Here is a 16,716-nt window from a genome sequence, read left to right as displayed (position 1 = left end):
CGTGGCCAAAATCATGGACAGACTTTTGCTGTTTATCTACAGCTTAAGTATCGGTGTTATATCCGTAGTTGCCATCCTCCTGTTGAGTGGCGCTGTTCCTTACGAATTAACGAATGTTCAGGAACAACGCCTTTTCTGGGCTGGAATTATCGTAGCTGCGGTTTTGTTTTTGCTGAGCATCCGTTTTTTCTACATCTCCGTCAGGCGCGATCGCTCGAACCTGAACTCCATCGATCAGCGAACGGAATTCGGCGATATCCAAATCTCCGTGGAGACGATCGAGAATCTCTGCTTGAAGGCGGCTTCGCGCGTCCGCGGAGTGAAGGATCTGAAATCGCGGATCAAGGTATCCCAGTCGGGTCTTGATATTGCGATTCGCGCCGTGGTTGATGGCGAGGAATCCATTCCTACGCTGACTACCGAAGTGCAGAAGCAGGTGCACGACTTCGTTGAAGATACAACAGGAATACCCGTATCATCCGTATCCGTATATATTGCTAACGTGGTTCAGGCACCAAGCTTCAAGAGCCGCGTGGAATAGAGGTGAGCTTCCCAAATGCCTTGGAAAGAAATATGGGAGAGTCACAGAGGAAGAATTGCCGGGGTGGCCGGCGGGCTTGTGTGCGGACTGATTTATTTATTATCCGGTTTTTGGGATATGCTGTTCTTTGCATTAGTGGTATTTATCGGCTATATATTTGGCAAGCGCAAGGATCTGAAGCAGGGCTCCATCTTCCACTTTCAGGAATGGGGACGTTGGCTTTCCGAGCGCTGGCGGCCGTTTAAATGAACCCTGTGATATGCTTTCTCCGGAAAAAATGCTGAGGACAGGTGTAGTGCGCCTTTTTTGCGGAGAGAGATATTCACAGGTTTTTTTTTGGCGTTTAATTGTTGTCAAGTCTTGACGGCAAATGGATCATACTAATTAGAAAAATGGATTCGGCAGGGTCCACAGGAGGAACATAATGAAAAGACGTGTAGCTAGAGAGATTGTCGTTCAGAGCCTTTACCAGATGGAGATGAACGAAGTCGACAGCATGGAAGCCGTGTCGATGCTGCTCTCCGAAGCGGCCGAAGAGAATGAGACCGAGCGGGTCATTGGCGACGAGGTTCAAATGAAGGAATATGTGCTGCAGCTGGTCAACGGAACATGGGAATCCAAGGATTCGATTGACGATCTCCTCGCTCATTATTTGAAAGGCTGGCAGGTAAGCCGTCTTTCCCGCGTGGATCGTCAAATCCTGCGACTGGCCGTGTACGAGCTGACTTATCGCGATGACGTGCCCGGGAAAGTGGCGGTTAACGAAGCGATCGAACTGTCCAAGCATTTCGGAACCGAGGAATCGGGCAAGTTCGTCAACGGCGTACTGGGCCGGATGATTCAAGAGCTGGATCAAGTCAAGGTGAAGCTGCGTCAGTCCTAAATCTGCACGCATGTTCATGCCCAGCTTGAAACGTAATGATTCAATCATAATGGAGGAGAGATCAGGATGACAGAAGCAACGATTATTAGCGGAAAACAGATTTCGGAAGAAATTCGCAAGGGGATTGCGTTAGAAGTAGAACAATTGTCCAAGCAGAATGTACGTCCTGGTTTGGCTGTTGTACTTGTAGGAGATGATCCGGCTTCGCATGTCTACGTTCGCAACAAGGAGAAAGCGTGCCACGATCTGGGCTTTTATTCCGAGGTGCATCGTCTGCCCGCCGATTCCAGCCAGAACGAAGTGCTCGCGCTTGTGGACAAGCTCAATGCCCAGGAATCCATCCATGGAATACTGGTCCAGCTACCTTTGCCTAAACACATCGAGGAAAAGGCCGTCATCGATGCGATTGCGGTGGAGAAGGACGTGGATGGTTTCCACCCGGTTAATGTGGGTAACCTCGTAATAGGCGATGACAGTCTCCTGCCATGCACGCCGGCCGGCGTGATTGAAATGATCAAGCGGACAGGCATTGAGATTGCAGGCAAACATGCGGTCGTGATCGGGAGATCCAATATCGTCGGCAAACCGGTATCTCTTCTTCTTCAGCGCGAGAACGCGACCGTTACGATGTGCCACTCCAAAACGGGGAATATGGCGGAAATCGCGCGTCAAGCGGACATCCTGGTCGTGGCGATCGGCCGAGCGAACATGATTGATGCCAGCTACGTGAAACCCGGTGCCGTCGTTATCGATGTCGGCATGAACCGCTTGGAGAACGGAAAGCTTGCCGGGGACGTTGACTTTGAGAGCGTGAAGGCAGTGTCCGGCCCGATTACTCCGGTTCCCGGAGGCGTGGGACCGATGACCATCACGATGCTCATGCAGAATACACTGATAGCCGCCAAAAGGCTGAATGGGCTGGCCTGACATGAAGACGGCCGATCCAGGACGAGTATTATCCGTTAAGGATTTAAACCGATATATTCGCATGAAGATGGAAGGCGACTCCAGGCTATCCGACGTATGGATCCGTGGCGAGATATCGAATTTTACCCATCATTCCAGCGGACATATGTACTTTACCTTAAAGGACGAAGGCAGCCGGATCCGTGCGATCATGTTTGCGACTCATAACCAGAGGCTGCCTTTTATCCCCAAGGAAGGGTCGCGAGTCATAGCGAAGGGCAATGTCTCGGTGTATGAACGGGATGGTCAGTACCAATTCTATGCCGTCCAAATGCAGCCGGACGGCATCGGCAGCTTGTATCTCGCTTATGAACAGCTGAAGTCGAAGCTGGAGGAAGAGGGCTTGTTTGCTGCTGATCGCAAGCGGCCGCTGCCGCGCTATCCCAAGACGATCGGCGTGATCACGTCGCCAACGGGGGCTGCCGTGCGGGATATCATGATTACGATCCGGAGGCGCTATCCTCAGGCGAACGCCATTTTGTATCCGGTGCTGGTTCAAGGCAAAGGGGCTGCGCCTTCGATCGTCAAGGCCATTCGGACGATGAACGACATGGCAGAGGCTGATGTGCTAATCGTTGGGCGCGGAGGCGGATCACTGGAAGAACTCTGGGCGTTTAATGAAGAGATCGTTGCAAGGGCCATTTATCAATCCCATATTCCAATCGTTTCGGCCGTCGGGCACGAAACGGATTTTACGATCGCCGATTTTGTCGCGGATCTTCGAGCCGCCACGCCAACGGCCGCAGCGGAACTTGCGGTTCCGAGCAGCGCAGAACTGAGAGGGCAGCTTGCCCAAAGACAGCGCCAGCTGAATCAGGGGTTGCAGCAGCGCCTTCAGCGGAGCCGGGAACGTTTGATATCGCTTCAACGATCCCCGGTCCTGGTACATCCCCGTCGGTATATGCTTCAGCATGCCGAACGGCTGGACATGCTGTCCCAGCGGCTGCAGGGCCACCTGAAATCCAGGCTTTCCCTGGTCCGCCAGCATCAAAAATCGCTGCACCAGGGCCTGATCCGATATAATCCGCGGACTCAAGCGGAGTTCGCCGCCAAAAGGAAAGAGCAGGCCAACCGGCAGTTAATGAATGCGATGCAGTCGATCATGAAGTCCAAGATGTCGCAGCTGCAAACCGAGATGCGTCATCTCGATGCGCTCAGCCCGCTGAAGATCATGTCGAGAGGATACAGTCTCGTGTATGACGAGAAAGAGCAAAAGCTTGTCAAATCGATAGAAGACGTGCAATTAGGTGATTTGGTGAACGTAAGGGTCAACGATGGACAGCTGCAATGTCAAGTGTGGGGAATGAAGGAGGATGAAGAGATTGGCGAATGAAACACTGGAGATCAGCTTCGAAGAAGCGATGGCTCAGCTGGAGACGATAGTTGAGCAGCTGGAAGACGGAGATGTGCCGCTTGAAAAAGCCATCGATTTATTTCAACAGGGCATGAAGCTGTCGCAGATGTGCAGCAAAAAGCTGGAGCAGGTCGAGCAGAAAATCGAAATGATCGTAGAAGAGGGCGGAGAATTGAAGCGGAAGCCATTCGGCGGGACGCTGGATGAGACAGGTGAACTGGGTGAATAACAGACTTACGATCCATCAATATATGAATGAAATTTGTGACAGGCTGGACAGCGAGTTCACGAATCTTTTTCCGTCAGGCTGGAAAGTTCCTGAAACCCTTTCGCGGTCCATGTCGTATTCTTTAATGGCAGGCGGCAAGCGAATGCGTCCGCTGCTTGTCATTGCGGCATGCGAGGCGGGCGGCGGCAGCCGTGAAGCAGCCGTTCCGGTTGCCTGCGCGGTGGAAATGGTCCATACATATTCCCTTATCCACGATGATCTGCCGGCGATGGACGATGATGATTACCGCCGCGGCAAGCCGACGAATCATAAGGTGTTTGGCGAGGCCAGCGCCATTTTGGCGGGGGATGCCTTGCTCACGCATGCTTTTTACAGCGTCGTCCAGGCTGCCCGAAAGCATGGTGTTCCAGCAGAGCGCGTGCTGTCGATCGTGGAGGATCTTGCGGAGTATGCAGGTCCGCGGGGGATGGTAGGCGGTCAGGTGGCCGACATGGAAGGGGAGCAAGGGATCACGACGTTAGAGCAGCTTGAGTATATTCACCTGCACAAGACCAGTGATCTAATCATGTTCTCGCTGATGGCGGGCGGCCATGTTGCCGGGTGCTCCGACTCCCAGATCGAATCCTTGCGTACCTTCGGGCATCATATCGGCCTTGCTTTTCAGATTCAAGATGATATCCTGGATCTCGTCGGGGATGAGTCCAAGCTCGGGAAGCCGGTACAAAGCGATGTGAAGCAGGAAAAGGTGACCTATCCGTACTTCATCGGTTTGGACGCATCGAGGCATGAAGTCGAGCGACTGACGGCAGAAGCCAAGCGGGTCATTTCCGAAGGGAACTTCGCCGACCCTACAAGGCTGCTGGAGATCGCGGATTTCTTGATGGCCCGGGACCACTAAGCGCGCGCTACATGCAAACGGTTTTTTTGTGATATAATGTCTGTTAATGGCTGAATTACTATCGGCTTAGTAACGTAAACTTAATCAAGGAAAGCGGGGAGATTCTTCGTGCTTCTTCCAAATATCAAACAACCAGAACAACTTAAAAATCTATCGGTGGACGAACTCGAGGATTTAGCGGGACAAATCCGTCATTTTCTAATCGAAAAGCTGTCCGTTACCGGTGGCCATCTTGCACCGAATCTGGGAGTGGTTGAACTCACGCTGGCCTTGCACTATTGCTTTGACAGCCCTCGTGACAAGATGATTTTCGATGTGGGCCATCAAGCCTATGTACACAAGATCTTGACCGGACGGATGGATAAATTCGATACGCTCCGCAAATACAAAGGCTTGTGCGGCTTCGTCAAGCGGTCCGAGAGCGAGCATGATGTCTGGGAAGCCGGTCACAGCAGCACCTCGCTGTCTGCCGCAATGGGCATGGCCATGGCCCGGGATCTGAAAGGCGAAGACAATCGGGTTATCGCCATGATCGGGGACGGAGCCCTTACAGGCGGCATGGCGTTTGAAGCGCTAAACCATATCGGCCACGAGCAGAAGAAGCTCATGGTCATCCTGAATGACAATGAAATGTCGATCGCACCGAATGTCGGTGCTATGCATAACTACTTAAGCAAGATCCGTTCGGACCGTTTTTATCTTCGCGCCAAAGACGAAGTGGAGATGGTCTTGAAGAAAATCCCTGCCATCGGCGGCAAACTCGCGAAAACGGCAGAGAAGATGAAGGACAGCCTTAAATATATGATGGTTCCGGGTGTTTTATTCGAGGAACTTGGTTTTACGTATCTCGGGCCTGTGGACGGACATGATCTGAACAAACTGATCGATACATTGAAGCAGGCGGACAATGTGGATGGTCCCGTGCTGATCCATGCCGTAACTACCAAGGGCAAGGGATATCGTCCAGCCGAATCGGATTCGCATAAATGGCACGGAATCACCCCTTATAAGATTGAATCCGGCCAAGTGCTTAAGGCAGTAGGCAATCCGATGTACACGGAAGTGTTCGGACAGACTTTGGTCGAGCTGGGGGAACAGGATAAACGCATCGTCGCCGTTACGCCGGCGATGCCGGGCGGCTCGGGCCTGATCCCGTTCAGCAAGAAATTTCCGGACCGCATGATCGATGTCGGGATTGCCGAGCAGCACGCGGCAACGCTGTGCGCGGCTCTGGCCATGGAAGGCATGAAACCCGTGTTCGCGGTCTATTCCACGTTCATGCAGCGTGCGTACGACCAAATCGTGCATGATATTTGCCGCCATAACGCCAACGTGATGTTTGCGATTGACCGTGCCGGCTTTGTCGGTGCAGACGGCGAAACGCATCAAGGGGTATACGATGTGGCCTTCATGCGTCATATCCCGAATATCGTCATCATGATGCCAAAAGACGAGAATGAGCTTCGTCACATGATGAAGACGGCGCTTGATTATAATGAAGGACCGATTGCTTACCGTTACCCTCGGAACAATGTGCGCGGCGTTCCGATGGACACTGAGCTGGTGCCCATTCCAATCGGAACCTGGGAAGTCGTCCGTCCCGGCGAAGGGTATGCCATCCTGGCTTCGGGTCCGATGGTTCAGCTGGCCGAAGAAGCGGCGGAGCAGCTCAAACGGGAAGGCATTGCGGTAGAAGTCGTGAATGCCCGTTTCCTTAAACCGCTTGACGGAGATATGCTGGGGAATATGGCGAAGACGGGAACGTCGATGCTGGTTCTGGAGGAAACCTCGCAAGCAGGCAGTTTGGGGAGCGCGGTTCTGGAATATTTTGCAGAGCAGGGAATCCATGATGCCGTCGTATCCTTGATGGGGATCGAAGACCGGTTCATCGAGCATGGAAGCATTCCGCAGCAGCGGGAGGAAGTAGGGCTCACGCTGGAAGGGGTTTGCCAGGAAATCCGGAGCCTGAAGAATGCCCGGACCGCCGTACTCGGCAAAAGAAGTTTTATGTCTTAGTAACGATCGGGAGTATAATATGGATTCATCTCAGAAGGAACGAATTGATGTCCTGCTCGTGGAGCAGGGTTATTATGAGAGTCGCGAAAAAGCAAAAGCCGCGATTATGGCGGGTCTGGTCTATGCCGGAACTGAACGGATCGAGAAAGCCGGCATGAAAATTCCGAGGACGTCCGAATTGAAGGTCAAGGGCTCGGTTCATCCTTATGTCAGTCGAGGCGGACTAAAGCTGGAGAAAGCGATTCGTACGTTCGGCCTCGACATGAAGGGACGCACGATGCTGGATATCGGATCATCGACAGGCGGTTTTACGGATTGCGCGCTCCAGCATGGGGCCAGTTATGTGTACGCGATCGACGTTGGTTATAACCAGCTGGATTGGTCGCTGCGTAACGATGAACGCGTATGCGTTATGGAGCGAACGAATTTTCGCTATATGACGCCGGAGGACCTGATCGGTCCTCTGCCTGATTTTGCGAGCATCGATGTTTCATTTATATCGCTCCGCATTATACTGCCGCCTCTCAAGTTGCTGCTAGGTAAACCGGGAGATGTAGCCGCCCTGATCAAACCTCAATTCGAGGCGGGGCGGGAAAAGGTCGGTAAATCCGGGGTGGTTCGGGATCCGAAGGTCCATAAGGACGTTTTAACGCAGGTGCTGACTTTTGCGGACGGCCTTGGATTCAAGCTGAAAAACCTTACGTTCTCTCCGATAACGGGAGGGGAAGGAAATATTGAATTCCTGGCCCACTGGCGATTAGAGCCGGAGGCATCTGAAAGCTCGGAAGAACCGACTCAGGAAGATGGACAAACTTCTGTCCCATTGAGTCAATGGATTGACACCGTCGTCACGCAAGCGGCTCATACATTCACAGGAAACTCATCGAAATGATGGGTTTCTTTTGCTGAAAAAGAGGAATTTATGTTCTCATCCGCGAATACAAAATTCGAGGTGAGAGGATGAATGAGCGTTATGATTGGTTATTAATGATATTGCTTGGTGTCGTCATTGCCTTGCTTATCGGCTATAGGCTGAATCGTTGGCTGATGTCACCATCACCGGACCGGCTGCCGGGCATCCCGATCAATGAGCACATTCCAGATCACCCAGTCATTGGGATGCTTGAACAAGAGGGATATGATGTGGTTGGGGGTAAAGTAAAAATAAACTTGTCGTTTGAAACGGGACATAAGCCCATCTTAAGTCGGTTGTTTATAGATTACGTTGCATCCGACGACAGCGGCGAACTGTACATGGTGAAGCTGGCGCGGGAACGAATGCCGGTGGATTGGACAGGCTCCGGCATTCGCGATCGGTTGATGCCGTTTTTGCTGCTGTATCCCGAGTGTGCGGGCCTCCTCTACATCGACGTAAATGAGGGGACCATTAACCGTTTAAGCATGGATTGGACGGACGAAGAATGGATTGGTCATGATGAATACAACAGTTAATACTCAGGAGGCTCTTTATGAAGGGACAACGCCATATTAAAATCAGGGATATCATTACCCACCAGGATATTGAAACGCAGGATGAGCTTGTGGACGCATTGCGCGCGGAAGGCTTTCAGGTTACTCAGGCTACGATATCACGCGATATTAAAGAATTGCTGCTCATAAAAGTGCCTACGGATGACGGGCGATATAAATACTCCATGCCGACAGATCAGCGGTACAACCCTGTTCAGAAGCTCAAAAGAGCGCTCGTCGACAATTTTGTTTACATTGACCGAACCGGCAATCTTGTGGTCATGAAATGCTTGCCCGGAACAGCCAACTCGGTTGCCGTGCTGCTCGATAACATGGAATGGTCACAGATCATGGGGACCATCTGCGGGGATGACACGATCTTGCTGATTTGCCGTACGGAAGCAGACGGTGAACATGTGGTGTCCCAAATCAAAAATTTCATTTCCTAATCAGGTGTAGTGACATATCGATCATTTTTTTAGCAGTAGCGGAGGTGGTAAACATGTTAAACACGCTATCCATTCGGAACCTGGCTGTCGTAGAAAGCGTGGATGTGCACTTTTATCCCGGATTTCACGTCCTAACGGGGGAAACCGGGGCCGGTAAGTCCATCATCATTGATGCGCTGGGTTTAATTGCCGGCGGCCGCGGCTCGGCTGAGCTGATTCGGTACGGGTGCGACAAAGCGGAGATCGAGGCTCTGTTTGAGCTGCCTGCGGAGCATCCGGTATGGAGTACGCTCAAGAAGCTGGGGGTTGAAGCGGATCCGGAAGAGCACTTGCTTATTCGAAGAGAGCTGACGTCTCAAGGAAAAAGCACGTCGCGTATTAACGGACAGCTGCTGAACCTCAGCATGCTGCGCGAAGTCGGGGAAAAGCTGATTAATATCCATGGACAGCATGAGCATCAAAGCCTGCTGCGTTCAGAGCAGCATATGAGCCTGCTGGACACTTACGGGGATAAGACCATAGGGCCTGCCAAGCGCAAATACCAGGAGCTGTACGGCGAATTCAGCAAAGTGGAGAAAGAGCTTAAGGACCTGCAGGAAACCAGCCAGAAAGCATATCAAATGCTGGATATGTACCGGTTCCAGTTGGAGGAAATCGCGGCTGCCGGGCTGAAAACCGGCGAAGACGAGGCATTGTCCGAAGAAAGAACCAAACTCTCCCACAGCGAGAAAATGATGGATTCCGTAGCGGGAGCCTACGACCTGTTGTACGGATCATCGGGCCTTGAGTCCGTCAGCAGGGCTTTGTCCAGACTTGAGGATGTTTCCGGATACGACGAGAAGGGATTAAAGCCGCTTGTCGAGCAGCTTCAATCCGCTTATTATCAGCTTGAGGATGCGGTCTTCCAGTTAAGGGATTATCGTGACGGCATCGAATTCAATCCCGAACGGCTCAATGAAATTGAGCTCCGTCTAGATATGATCTCCGGTTTGCGCCGAAAATATGGGGATAATGTGGAGCAAATACTGGAATACTACGTGAGAATTCAGCAGGAAACCGATATGCTGGAGAATAAGGACGAATTTATTCAAGCGTTGGAACAGCGCCGTGACGAGTTGTTAAGCGTGCTGCTCGTAAGCGCGAAAGAGCTGAGTCATGCCCGCAAGCAATGCGCGCAAGACTTGGCTAGGCAAGTCGAGGGAGAACTGAAGGATCTTCAAATGGAACGCACCTCGCTGGAAGTCCGCCTGGAATTGCAGCTGGATCCGAACGGCTACGAGTATGAAGGCCAAAAAGTCCGGTTGACGAGACAAGGCATGGATACGGCGGAATTTCTCATCTCCGCGAATCCGGGCGAGCCGCTCCGTCCGCTTGCCAAAATTGCTTCGGGTGGGGAAATGTCCAGAATTATGCTGGCGATGAAGAGTATATTTGCCCGTCATGATCAAATACCGGTCTTAATCTTTGATGAAGTCGACACGGGTGTCAGCGGAAGGGCTGCCCAATCGATTGCCGAGAAGCTGTTTTTGCTGGCCAAAACCTGTCAGGTATTCTCCATTACGCATTTGCCGCAGGTGGCTTGCATGGCGGATCATCAATATTTAATCGAGAAGAAGCTTGAAGCCTCCAGAACGATGACGCAAGTAGAAAACCTGAATGAAGAAGGGCGTGTAAAAGAGCTTGCCCGGATGCTTGGCGGAGTCGAAATTACCGAAAAGACGCTTCATCATGCCCAAGAAATGCTCAATCTGGCGGCAGCGCAAAAGGCTTCCAGAAAGGCTTTGGGTCAATGATTGACAGTTATAAAACCATAAGGGCAGGGTAACTTAAAGGTACGCAATTGGCGACCACCTTTTCGTCAAGCGAAAGAAGAAAAAGGGAGCGTGACAGCCATTGAAGCCCAACCTCAGGAGAAAACTGCTCGGTTTCGTTCTTGCTTTCCTTCTTTGTTTCATTGGAACTGCTGATCCTGTCCAATCTTTTGCCTCATTGCCCGATGAACTGAGATTGATTACCGGTCAGCAGTCCCGACTTGATGTTGCCATGCCTGTGCAAGCCCTCGCTTCAGTTGATCGACCGGATGTCCTGCAGCTAAACGGCTCCCGGGAATCGAAACTTCAAGTATCGTTGAAACAGCCGCTGCAGCTCAATCCCCAGCAAAGCGGAAACGCAGAAGTGACCCTGAAATTATTCGGTACAATTCCTCTGAAGACTGTCCATGTCAAAGTGATGCCGGAACTTAAAGTCATACCGGGAGGCCAAACCATAGGCGTCAAGGTGAAATCCTCCGGTATACTGGTGGTTGGACATCATCTGGTACGGGTTCAAAACGGGGCCAAAGTGTCTCCCGGCGAAGCTGCCGGCCTAAAGCTTGGCGACCTGCTTACAACGATGGATGGAAAGCCGCTTAACGATGTCACGAAGGTTGCCGAGATCGTCGAGAAGGCCGGTAAAGCGAATCGGCCGCTGGACATATCCTTTAAACGGGACGGCAAGGTAATGAAAACTAAGCTGAGTCCCGCCTATGACCAAGAGGATCAAAGCTGGCGCCTTGGCCTGTATATCCGTGATTCCGCAGCAGGCGTAGGGACGCTTACCTTTTATGCGCCTCACCAGAAGGTCTACGGAGCGCTCGGTCATGTCATCACCGACATGAATACTCAGACCCCCATTGATGTTGGAAGCGGCCAGATCGTTCAATCCAACGTCACCTCGATTAGCCGTAGCGAAGAAGGCGAGCCCGGAGAGAAAAGGGCAACCTTCACCAAAGACGGCAAGATTTTAGGCAATGTCGAGCGCAATACCCATTTCGGCATTTTCGGTAAAATGAATCAGCTTCCGGATCACGGACTGTATCAGGAGCCGATTCCCGTTGCTTTTTCCCATGAGGTGAAGGAAGGTCCCGCTGAAATATTAACCGTCGTTGAAGGCCAGGAAGTCGAACGCTTTACGGTGGAGATCGTTCACGTCTCCAAACAGGACGCTCCAGCGACCAAAGGAATGGTGCTGCGCATTACCGATCCAAGGCTGCTTAAGAAAACCGGCGGGATCGTGCAGGGCATGAGCGGCAGTCCCATCGTTCAGGACGGCAAGCTGATTGGAGCGGTAACCCATGTGTTTGTAAACGACCCTAAGTCGGGATATGGGTGCTTTATCGAGTGGATGCTTCAAGATTCCGGCGTACTACAATCTACAGAATCAACACCTCAAAATCTTAAGGCAGGTTAATGCCTTGAGATTTTTTGTCGTAAAAGAACGAAATAGAGATTAATTTGAAACAAAATATTTAATTATAAATCAACTTCAAAAAAAAATAAAGAAAAATAATTTTCGACAGAAGGAATTTAAATAAGCATGTCGAAAACTTTATAAACAGAAAAATGTTCTAAAATAACAACTGATCTGATAAAGGAGGAGCACGAATTGCAAAAGATTGAGGTATTATTGGCAGACGACAACCGTGAATTTACAAACCTGCTCGGCGAATACATTTCGGATCAACAAGATATGGTGGTATCCGGAATCGCTTATAATGGCGAAGAAGTACTGAGCATGATTGAGGAATCCGGAAAAGTACCGGACGTACTGATCCTTGATATTATTATGCCTCATTTGGACGGGCTTGGGGTGCTCGAGCGTTTACGCGACATGAATCTGTCTCCGCAGCCGAAAGTCATTATGCTCACAGCGTTCGGTCAAGAGAATATTACGCAGCGCGCGGTGCAGTTGGGTGCTTCCTATTATATTTTAAAGCCGTTTGACATGGAGGTGCTCGCCAGCCGCATTCGACAGCTCGTGGGTTCGCCGAGCAGCATTTCCTCCGGCACTCCGTTTACAAGCATGAAATCCAATGTGGTTCCTATGGGCAAGGGCAAGAATTTGGACGCGAATATCACTTCCATTATCCATGAAATCGGCGTTCCGGCTCATATCAAGGGATATCAATATCTGCGCGAAGCCATTACCATGGTATACAACAATATCGAAATTCTTGGCGCGATTACCAAAACGCTGTATCCGGCCATCGCTGAGAAGTTCAAAACAACGCCATCCCGAGTGGAGCGGGCGATCCGGCATGCCATTGAAGTGGCTTGGACGCGCGGTAACATCGATTCCATCAGCCACTTGTTCGGCTACACCATTAACATCAGCAAATCCAAGCCGACCAACAGCGAGTTCATTGCCATGGTGGCAGACAAGCTTCGGATCGAGCATAAGGTCTCTTGAAAGGGTAAGGACTAAGAGGAAGGGATTTAGGGACATGGACGTTGCACACCTAAATGTCTACTTGAGCGATTTATTGAAATCACTCCTTTATTGGTTGCGGCTATCGTAACCTGTGAAGGAGTGATTTTATGTTTCAGGACGGAATCCATCAGCACGAACAAACCAGCCGGATCAGCGGCTGGTTTGTTTTTTTTACTAAGATTACATCACCACCCGGTAATCTCCTTCCGGTGCTGCCGTACCATCGATTTCCTCACAGATAATACATTTTGAACTGGATATCCTGAGCATGGTTTCCGAATTTCTTGCCGAATAACGTAGCGCCTCCAACATGCTTCGCGTCTTCCTTGACTTCGATACGAAAGGTCCAGCGATCACATGCCGAATTCAGGTCGTCCACGGAGACGGTTGAGAGTGGATCGCCATCGATATACGTGCCGTGGCTGGTAATCCGAATCGTTTTCAGCAGACCGTATTGGTTGATGTTGTGCGGCCACCATTCAGGCGTATATTTCCCCCGCGTATCCGCAAAATCCCCTGGGCTCGTCCACGTGCCGAGCTCCATTCCGTTCAGGGAAAACGTAATGTCCGATGGCCACACGTCATTGGAAAAAGGAAACTCGGACGATATCTCCAAACTGATTTCGAATTGCTGCAGCTTCTCATCCTTTTGCAGAAAGTTGGCGATGTTGTATTGGATGAACCCCTCGGTAAACCACAGGATTTCCGCATCCACGCGCTTGGGATCCATAAAGTACTTGGGTTCGTCAACCCGTCCGATGAACTCCTTCTCGGTAGCAAGGCCGCACGTAGGCTTCAGGTCATAGTCGGTGTAATGCCCGATCGGCACCGAGGCTTCATAAGAAGCAAAGGAATGGAAGATCTTTTTGGGGAAGTTGATTTCAATGTGATCCACCTTCAGGATCGAAATTTTCTGCTGCCCCGATTTTCCCGGCACCTTCTCTGTCCGGATAATGCCGGCATCTTCTAGTTTTTTAATATGCTTCGTCACGATCGGACTGCTGATTTGAAGCTCCTGCGCCAAATCTTTGATGTTCATTTTGTTTTTGGAGAGCAGCTGAATAATCTTGATGCGAACTTCGCTGGCCAAAGCCTCGTAAACCACAAGCGATGACTTGTCTATTTCCAATTGCATATGACCACTTCTTTCAACAAGTTTTTCAATTATTAACTAATATGCATCATAACACAGGCATTATTAACCTGTATATAAATCTTGGCATTTAAACACACATTTTTTCAACAATATAATTAACAAAAAAGTTAATCAAATATAAAAATGATAACTAAGATTTATATATAAGTTATTGACACCGCTTTCAGCGCGAGTGTATACTGAACCAAAGTTAATCGTTTTCATGATTCTGGCCGGTGAATGATTAACCAAATGATTAGTAATAGGAGGAGAGTTTGTTGAAGAAAAAAATGGGGGTTTCACTGATACTTGCATTGTTAGCGGTAGCGGTACTGGGAGGTTGCGGAAACGGCGACAAGAACACCATTACCTTCTGGACGCCATTGACGGGTGATGACGGGGCTTACATGGATCAGCTCGTTAAGGATTACAATGCCACCAATCCCGAGTATAAAGTGAAGCATGTCATCACTTCCGACATGTATACGAAGATATCCACCGTTATTAATTCCGGCAAAGGCGTTCCCGATCTTTCCATCATCCACGCGGACCGCGTTCCAAGCTTCGTTAAGCAGGGCGTGTTGGAGCCGATGACGGCAGTCATGCAAGCGCAGCCGGAATTGAAAGAGGACAATTATCTGCCGCAGGCCTGGGCAACCGGAAACGTGGAAGGCACCCAATATACGGTACCGCTTGATATCCACAGCAACGCGATGTACTACAACAAAAATCTGCTCAAGAAATACAATGTTGAAAGTTTCCTGGATGACGATGTCGTGACCATCGATGAAATGTTGTCGCTGCAAGGCAAGCTGGATGAGGGCGATTACGTGGTCAATGACGCGCTGTTGGGCTGGGTTGTGTTGGCTCAAATACAGAATCTGGGCGGAGACATCCAGCATGACGGCAAGCCTGCAGTCAATACGGAAGCCATGAAGCAGGCATTTACGGAGATTAAGAAAATAGCCGATGCGGGTTTAATGACACCATTTGGCGAAGACGGCTACCTGATGTTCCAAGCTGGAAACGTTTTATTCTCCACAGACGGCACGTGGAGCTCGACGGCCCATGCCGCGGTTGACGGCCTTGACTTTGGCGTAACCAACATTTATTCGACGAGTGCGGATAAATATACAAACCGAGCATCCTCCCACCTGTTCTCCATGCTGAAGAACGAGAAGAGAACGGATGAAAAAGAGCAGGCCATCGGCCAATTCCTGGAGTTCATTCGCCAACACTCGATCGAGTGGGCAAAAGCGGGTCAGATCGTAGCGAGTAAACAAGTCATTGAGAGTCCGGACTACAATAACTATATTCAATCATTCTTCACGTCCAACGAAAAAGAAATTGAATCCTTGTACATTTACACTTACGAGTACTATCCATATGTTGCCGAGGCCGTAGATACATATGCAGCGGATATTGTGCGGGGCAACGTCGATATCGACGAAACCCTGGCGACGATGCAGAAGTTCGTAGAGGATAAAATCGCAGAAGGCAACAGTGCCGCAAAGTAAATGAAGGCAGAGCCGATTGAAAAAAAGAAAAGCGTCCAAACCTCATGGCGCTTTTCTTTTCCAAAGGAGAAATGAAAGGGTATGAAAAAGAAGTCGCTGACACCTTATTTCTTTGTAGGTCCCCATCTGATTCTATTCATCGTGTTTATTCTATTACCGACCCTATACGGGATCTATGCTTCGTTTACGCAATGGAATCTGATCAATGACCCGGTATGGGTCGGCCTGGCCAACTATAAAACGATTCTGTTTGATGCGGAGTCCACCTTCTATACCCAATTTATGAACGGATTAAAAAATACGTTGATCTTCGTAGTTTTGAGCGTACCGATATTAATCGTTATCCCGTTAATGATCGCGGTGTCGCTCGAACACAAAAAAGTAAAAATGAAAAACGTCATTCAATCCATTCTCTATATTCCCGGATTAATTTCGATCTCTGCAGCGGCACTGATCTGGTCATTGATATTTAACAAGCAGCTTGGGATCACGAACAACGTCTTCGGCTCCGAAACGGTCTGGGCCGCCAACCAGCCTTATGCCTGGCTGATCATTATTGTCATTACGGTTTGGGGCGGAGTCGGTGGAAACATGATCATCTACCGGGCTTCCATCAGCGGAGTATCCAAGGATTTGTACGAGTCGGCCGAGATGGACGGAGCGGGGCCCGTCCGCAGATTTTCGAGCATTACGCTGCCCTCCATTCGTTTCCCGCTGATTTATACCTTTGTCATGACGACCGCCGGAGCTTTCAACGTATTCGGTCAGCCATTAATGATGACGGACGGAGGACCCAGACAGAGCACGACGGTATTGATGATGTATATTCGCCAGCTGGCCTTCGGCCACGGGGAATCCATTGCCGGCATGGCATCCGCGATGGCGGTGCTGCTCGGACTGGTCATTCTGGTCATTTCAGCCTTTCAATATTATGTGATGAACCGAAACGCGTCCTAGCGGCATGTTCTGCTTGCAAACGACGGAAACGATAAAAGGTAGGTGTACTGTGC

At 50.3% G+C, this 16,716-nt stretch carries 17 protein-coding genes; 16 read left to right on the top strand and 1 reads right to left on the bottom strand.

What is annotated here, in order from left to right:
* The first annotated feature begins 1 nt into the window (after position 1).
* From amaP to spo0A, 14 genes are all read left to right on the top strand, one after another.
* A complete protein-coding gene (amaP, locus tag JNUCC32_RS14850) occupies positions 2-541 on the top strand; it encodes an alkaline shock response membrane anchor protein AmaP (RefSeq protein WP_009591270.1) in 540 nt (179 codons plus the stop codon).
* Between the two features lie 15 nt (positions 542-556).
* Positions 557-790 carry a DUF2273 domain-containing protein gene (locus JNUCC32_RS14845; RefSeq protein WP_192572500.1) on the top strand — a complete coding sequence of 78 codons (234 nt, stop codon included), beginning with the start codon at positions 557-559 and terminating at the stop codon, positions 788-790.
* A 175-nt stretch (positions 791-965) separates the two neighbouring features.
* A complete protein-coding gene (gene nusB / locus JNUCC32_RS14840; RefSeq protein ID WP_096773233.1) occupies positions 966-1,424 on the top strand; it encodes a transcription antitermination factor NusB in 459 nt (152 codons plus the stop codon).
* Positions 1,425-1,490: 66 nt separating this feature from the next.
* A complete protein-coding gene (gene folD / locus JNUCC32_RS14835; RefSeq protein WP_015734456.1) occupies positions 1,491-2,351 on the top strand; it encodes a bifunctional methylenetetrahydrofolate dehydrogenase/methenyltetrahydrofolate cyclohydrolase FolD in 861 nt (286 codons plus the stop codon).
* Between the two features lies 1 nt (position 2,352).
* The gene (xseA, locus tag JNUCC32_RS14830) at positions 2,353-3,723 is read left to right on the top strand and encodes an exodeoxyribonuclease VII large subunit (protein WP_192572499.1); all 1,371 of its coding nucleotides are present in this window, start codon (positions 2,353-2,355) and stop codon (positions 3,721-3,723) included.
* A complete protein-coding gene (xseB, locus tag JNUCC32_RS14825) occupies positions 3,713-3,973 on the top strand; it encodes an exodeoxyribonuclease VII small subunit (protein WP_009591232.1) in 261 nt (86 codons plus the stop codon). Before xseA ends, xseB begins: the two co-directional genes overlap by 11 nt.
* Positions 3,974-3,995: 22 nt before the next feature.
* Positions 3,996-4,871, top strand: a complete 876-nt coding sequence (locus JNUCC32_RS14820) for a polyprenyl synthetase family protein (protein ID WP_374705875.1) — start codon at positions 3,996-3,998, stop codon at positions 4,869-4,871.
* A gap of 108 nt (positions 4,872-4,979) precedes the next feature.
* A complete protein-coding gene (gene dxs, locus JNUCC32_RS14815) occupies positions 4,980-6,887 on the top strand; it encodes a 1-deoxy-D-xylulose-5-phosphate synthase (protein ID WP_192572497.1) in 1,908 nt (635 codons plus the stop codon).
* 19 nt (positions 6,888-6,906) lie between these two features.
* Positions 6,907-7,779, top strand: a complete 873-nt coding sequence (locus tag JNUCC32_RS14810) for a TlyA family RNA methyltransferase (RefSeq protein ID WP_192572496.1) — start codon at positions 6,907-6,909, stop codon at positions 7,777-7,779.
* A 68-nt stretch (positions 7,780-7,847) separates the two neighbouring features.
* Complete coding sequence (locus tag JNUCC32_RS14805) at positions 7,848-8,339, top strand: hypothetical protein (protein WP_015734461.1); 492 nt, start codon at positions 7,848-7,850, stop codon at positions 8,337-8,339.
* A 17-nt stretch (positions 8,340-8,356) separates the two neighbouring features.
* The gene (gene ahrC / locus JNUCC32_RS14800) at positions 8,357-8,806 is read left to right on the top strand and encodes a transcriptional regulator AhrC/ArgR (protein WP_015734462.1); all 450 of its coding nucleotides are present in this window, start codon (positions 8,357-8,359) and stop codon (positions 8,804-8,806) included.
* Positions 8,807-8,859: 53 nt separating this feature from the next.
* Positions 8,860-10,599, top strand: a complete 1,740-nt coding sequence (gene recN, locus JNUCC32_RS14795; protein WP_015734463.1) for a DNA repair protein RecN — start codon at positions 8,860-8,862, stop codon at positions 10,597-10,599.
* Between the two features lie 100 nt (positions 10,600-10,699).
* Entirely contained in the window at positions 10,700-12,034 is a 1,335-nt protein-coding gene (gene spoIVB / locus JNUCC32_RS14790) for a SpoIVB peptidase (protein WP_015734464.1), read from the top strand.
* A 195-nt stretch (positions 12,035-12,229) separates the two neighbouring features.
* Positions 12,230-13,033: a sporulation transcription factor Spo0A gene (gene spo0A, locus JNUCC32_RS14785; RefSeq protein ID WP_009591253.1), complete on the top strand. Its 804-nt coding sequence runs from the start codon at positions 12,230-12,232 to the stop codon at positions 13,031-13,033.
* A gap of 253 nt (positions 13,034-13,286) precedes the next feature.
* Here the strand turns inward: spo0A and JNUCC32_RS14780 are convergent, their stop codons facing one another.
* Positions 13,287-14,189, bottom strand: coding sequence for an ArsR/SmtB family transcription factor (locus JNUCC32_RS14780; protein ID WP_015734465.1), 903 nt, complete (start codon positions 14,187-14,189; stop codon positions 13,287-13,289).
* 275 nt (positions 14,190-14,464) lie between these two features.
* On the opposite strand from JNUCC32_RS14780, the gene JNUCC32_RS14775 reads away from it, so the two are divergent.
* Positions 14,465-15,706: an extracellular solute-binding protein gene (locus tag JNUCC32_RS14775; protein ID WP_192572495.1), complete on the top strand. Its 1,242-nt coding sequence runs from the start codon at positions 14,465-14,467 to the stop codon at positions 15,704-15,706.
* 81 nt (positions 15,707-15,787) lie between these two features.
* Positions 15,788-16,663 carry a carbohydrate ABC transporter permease gene (locus JNUCC32_RS14770; protein ID WP_096773238.1) on the top strand — a complete coding sequence of 292 codons (876 nt, stop codon included), beginning with the start codon at positions 15,788-15,790 and terminating at the stop codon, positions 16,661-16,663.
* Positions 16,664-16,716 lie beyond the last annotated feature (53 nt).

Source organism: Paenibacillus sp. JNUCC32 (assembly GCF_014863545.1).
GTDB classification, from domain to species: Bacteria; Bacillota; Bacilli; order Paenibacillales; family Paenibacillaceae; genus Paenibacillus_AQ; species Paenibacillus_AQ lautus_A.
The sequence above is the reverse complement of the archived record's forward strand: the minus strand, read 5'-3'. Positions and strand labels throughout refer to the sequence as shown.

Bases quoted from the DNA above. Each gene is read 5' to 3' on its own strand.
- xseA (WP_192572499.1), top strand. From the start codon at position 2,353: ATGAAGACGGCCGATCCAGGACGAGTATTATCCGTTAAGGATTTAAAC.
- JNUCC32_RS14820 (WP_374705875.1), top strand. From the start codon at position 3,996: ATGAATGAAATTTGTGACAGGCTGGACAGCGAGTTCACGAATCTTTTT.
- JNUCC32_RS14810 (WP_192572496.1), top strand. From the start codon at position 6,907: ATGGATTCATCTCAGAAGGAACGAATTGATGTCCTGCTCGTGGAGCAG.
- JNUCC32_RS14845 (WP_192572500.1), top strand. From the start codon at position 557: ATGCCTTGGAAAGAAATATGGGAGAGTCACAGAGGAAGAATTGCCGGG.
- ahrC (WP_015734462.1), top strand. From the start codon at position 8,357: ATGAAGGGACAACGCCATATTAAAATCAGGGATATCATTACCCACCAG.
- folD (WP_015734456.1), top strand. From the start codon at position 1,491: ATGACAGAAGCAACGATTATTAGCGGAAAACAGATTTCGGAAGAAATT.
- recN (WP_015734463.1), top strand. From the start codon at position 8,860: ATGTTAAACACGCTATCCATTCGGAACCTGGCTGTCGTAGAAAGCGTG.
- JNUCC32_RS14770 (WP_096773238.1), top strand. From the start codon at position 15,788: ATGAAAAAGAAGTCGCTGACACCTTATTTCTTTGTAGGTCCCCATCTG.
- JNUCC32_RS14780 (WP_015734465.1), bottom strand. From the start codon at position 14,189: ATGCAATTGGAAATAGACAAGTCATCGCTTGTGGTTTACGAGGCTTTG.
- nusB (WP_096773233.1), top strand. From the start codon at position 966: ATGAAAAGACGTGTAGCTAGAGAGATTGTCGTTCAGAGCCTTTACCAG.
- JNUCC32_RS14805 (WP_015734461.1), top strand. From the start codon at position 7,848: ATGAATGAGCGTTATGATTGGTTATTAATGATATTGCTTGGTGTCGTC.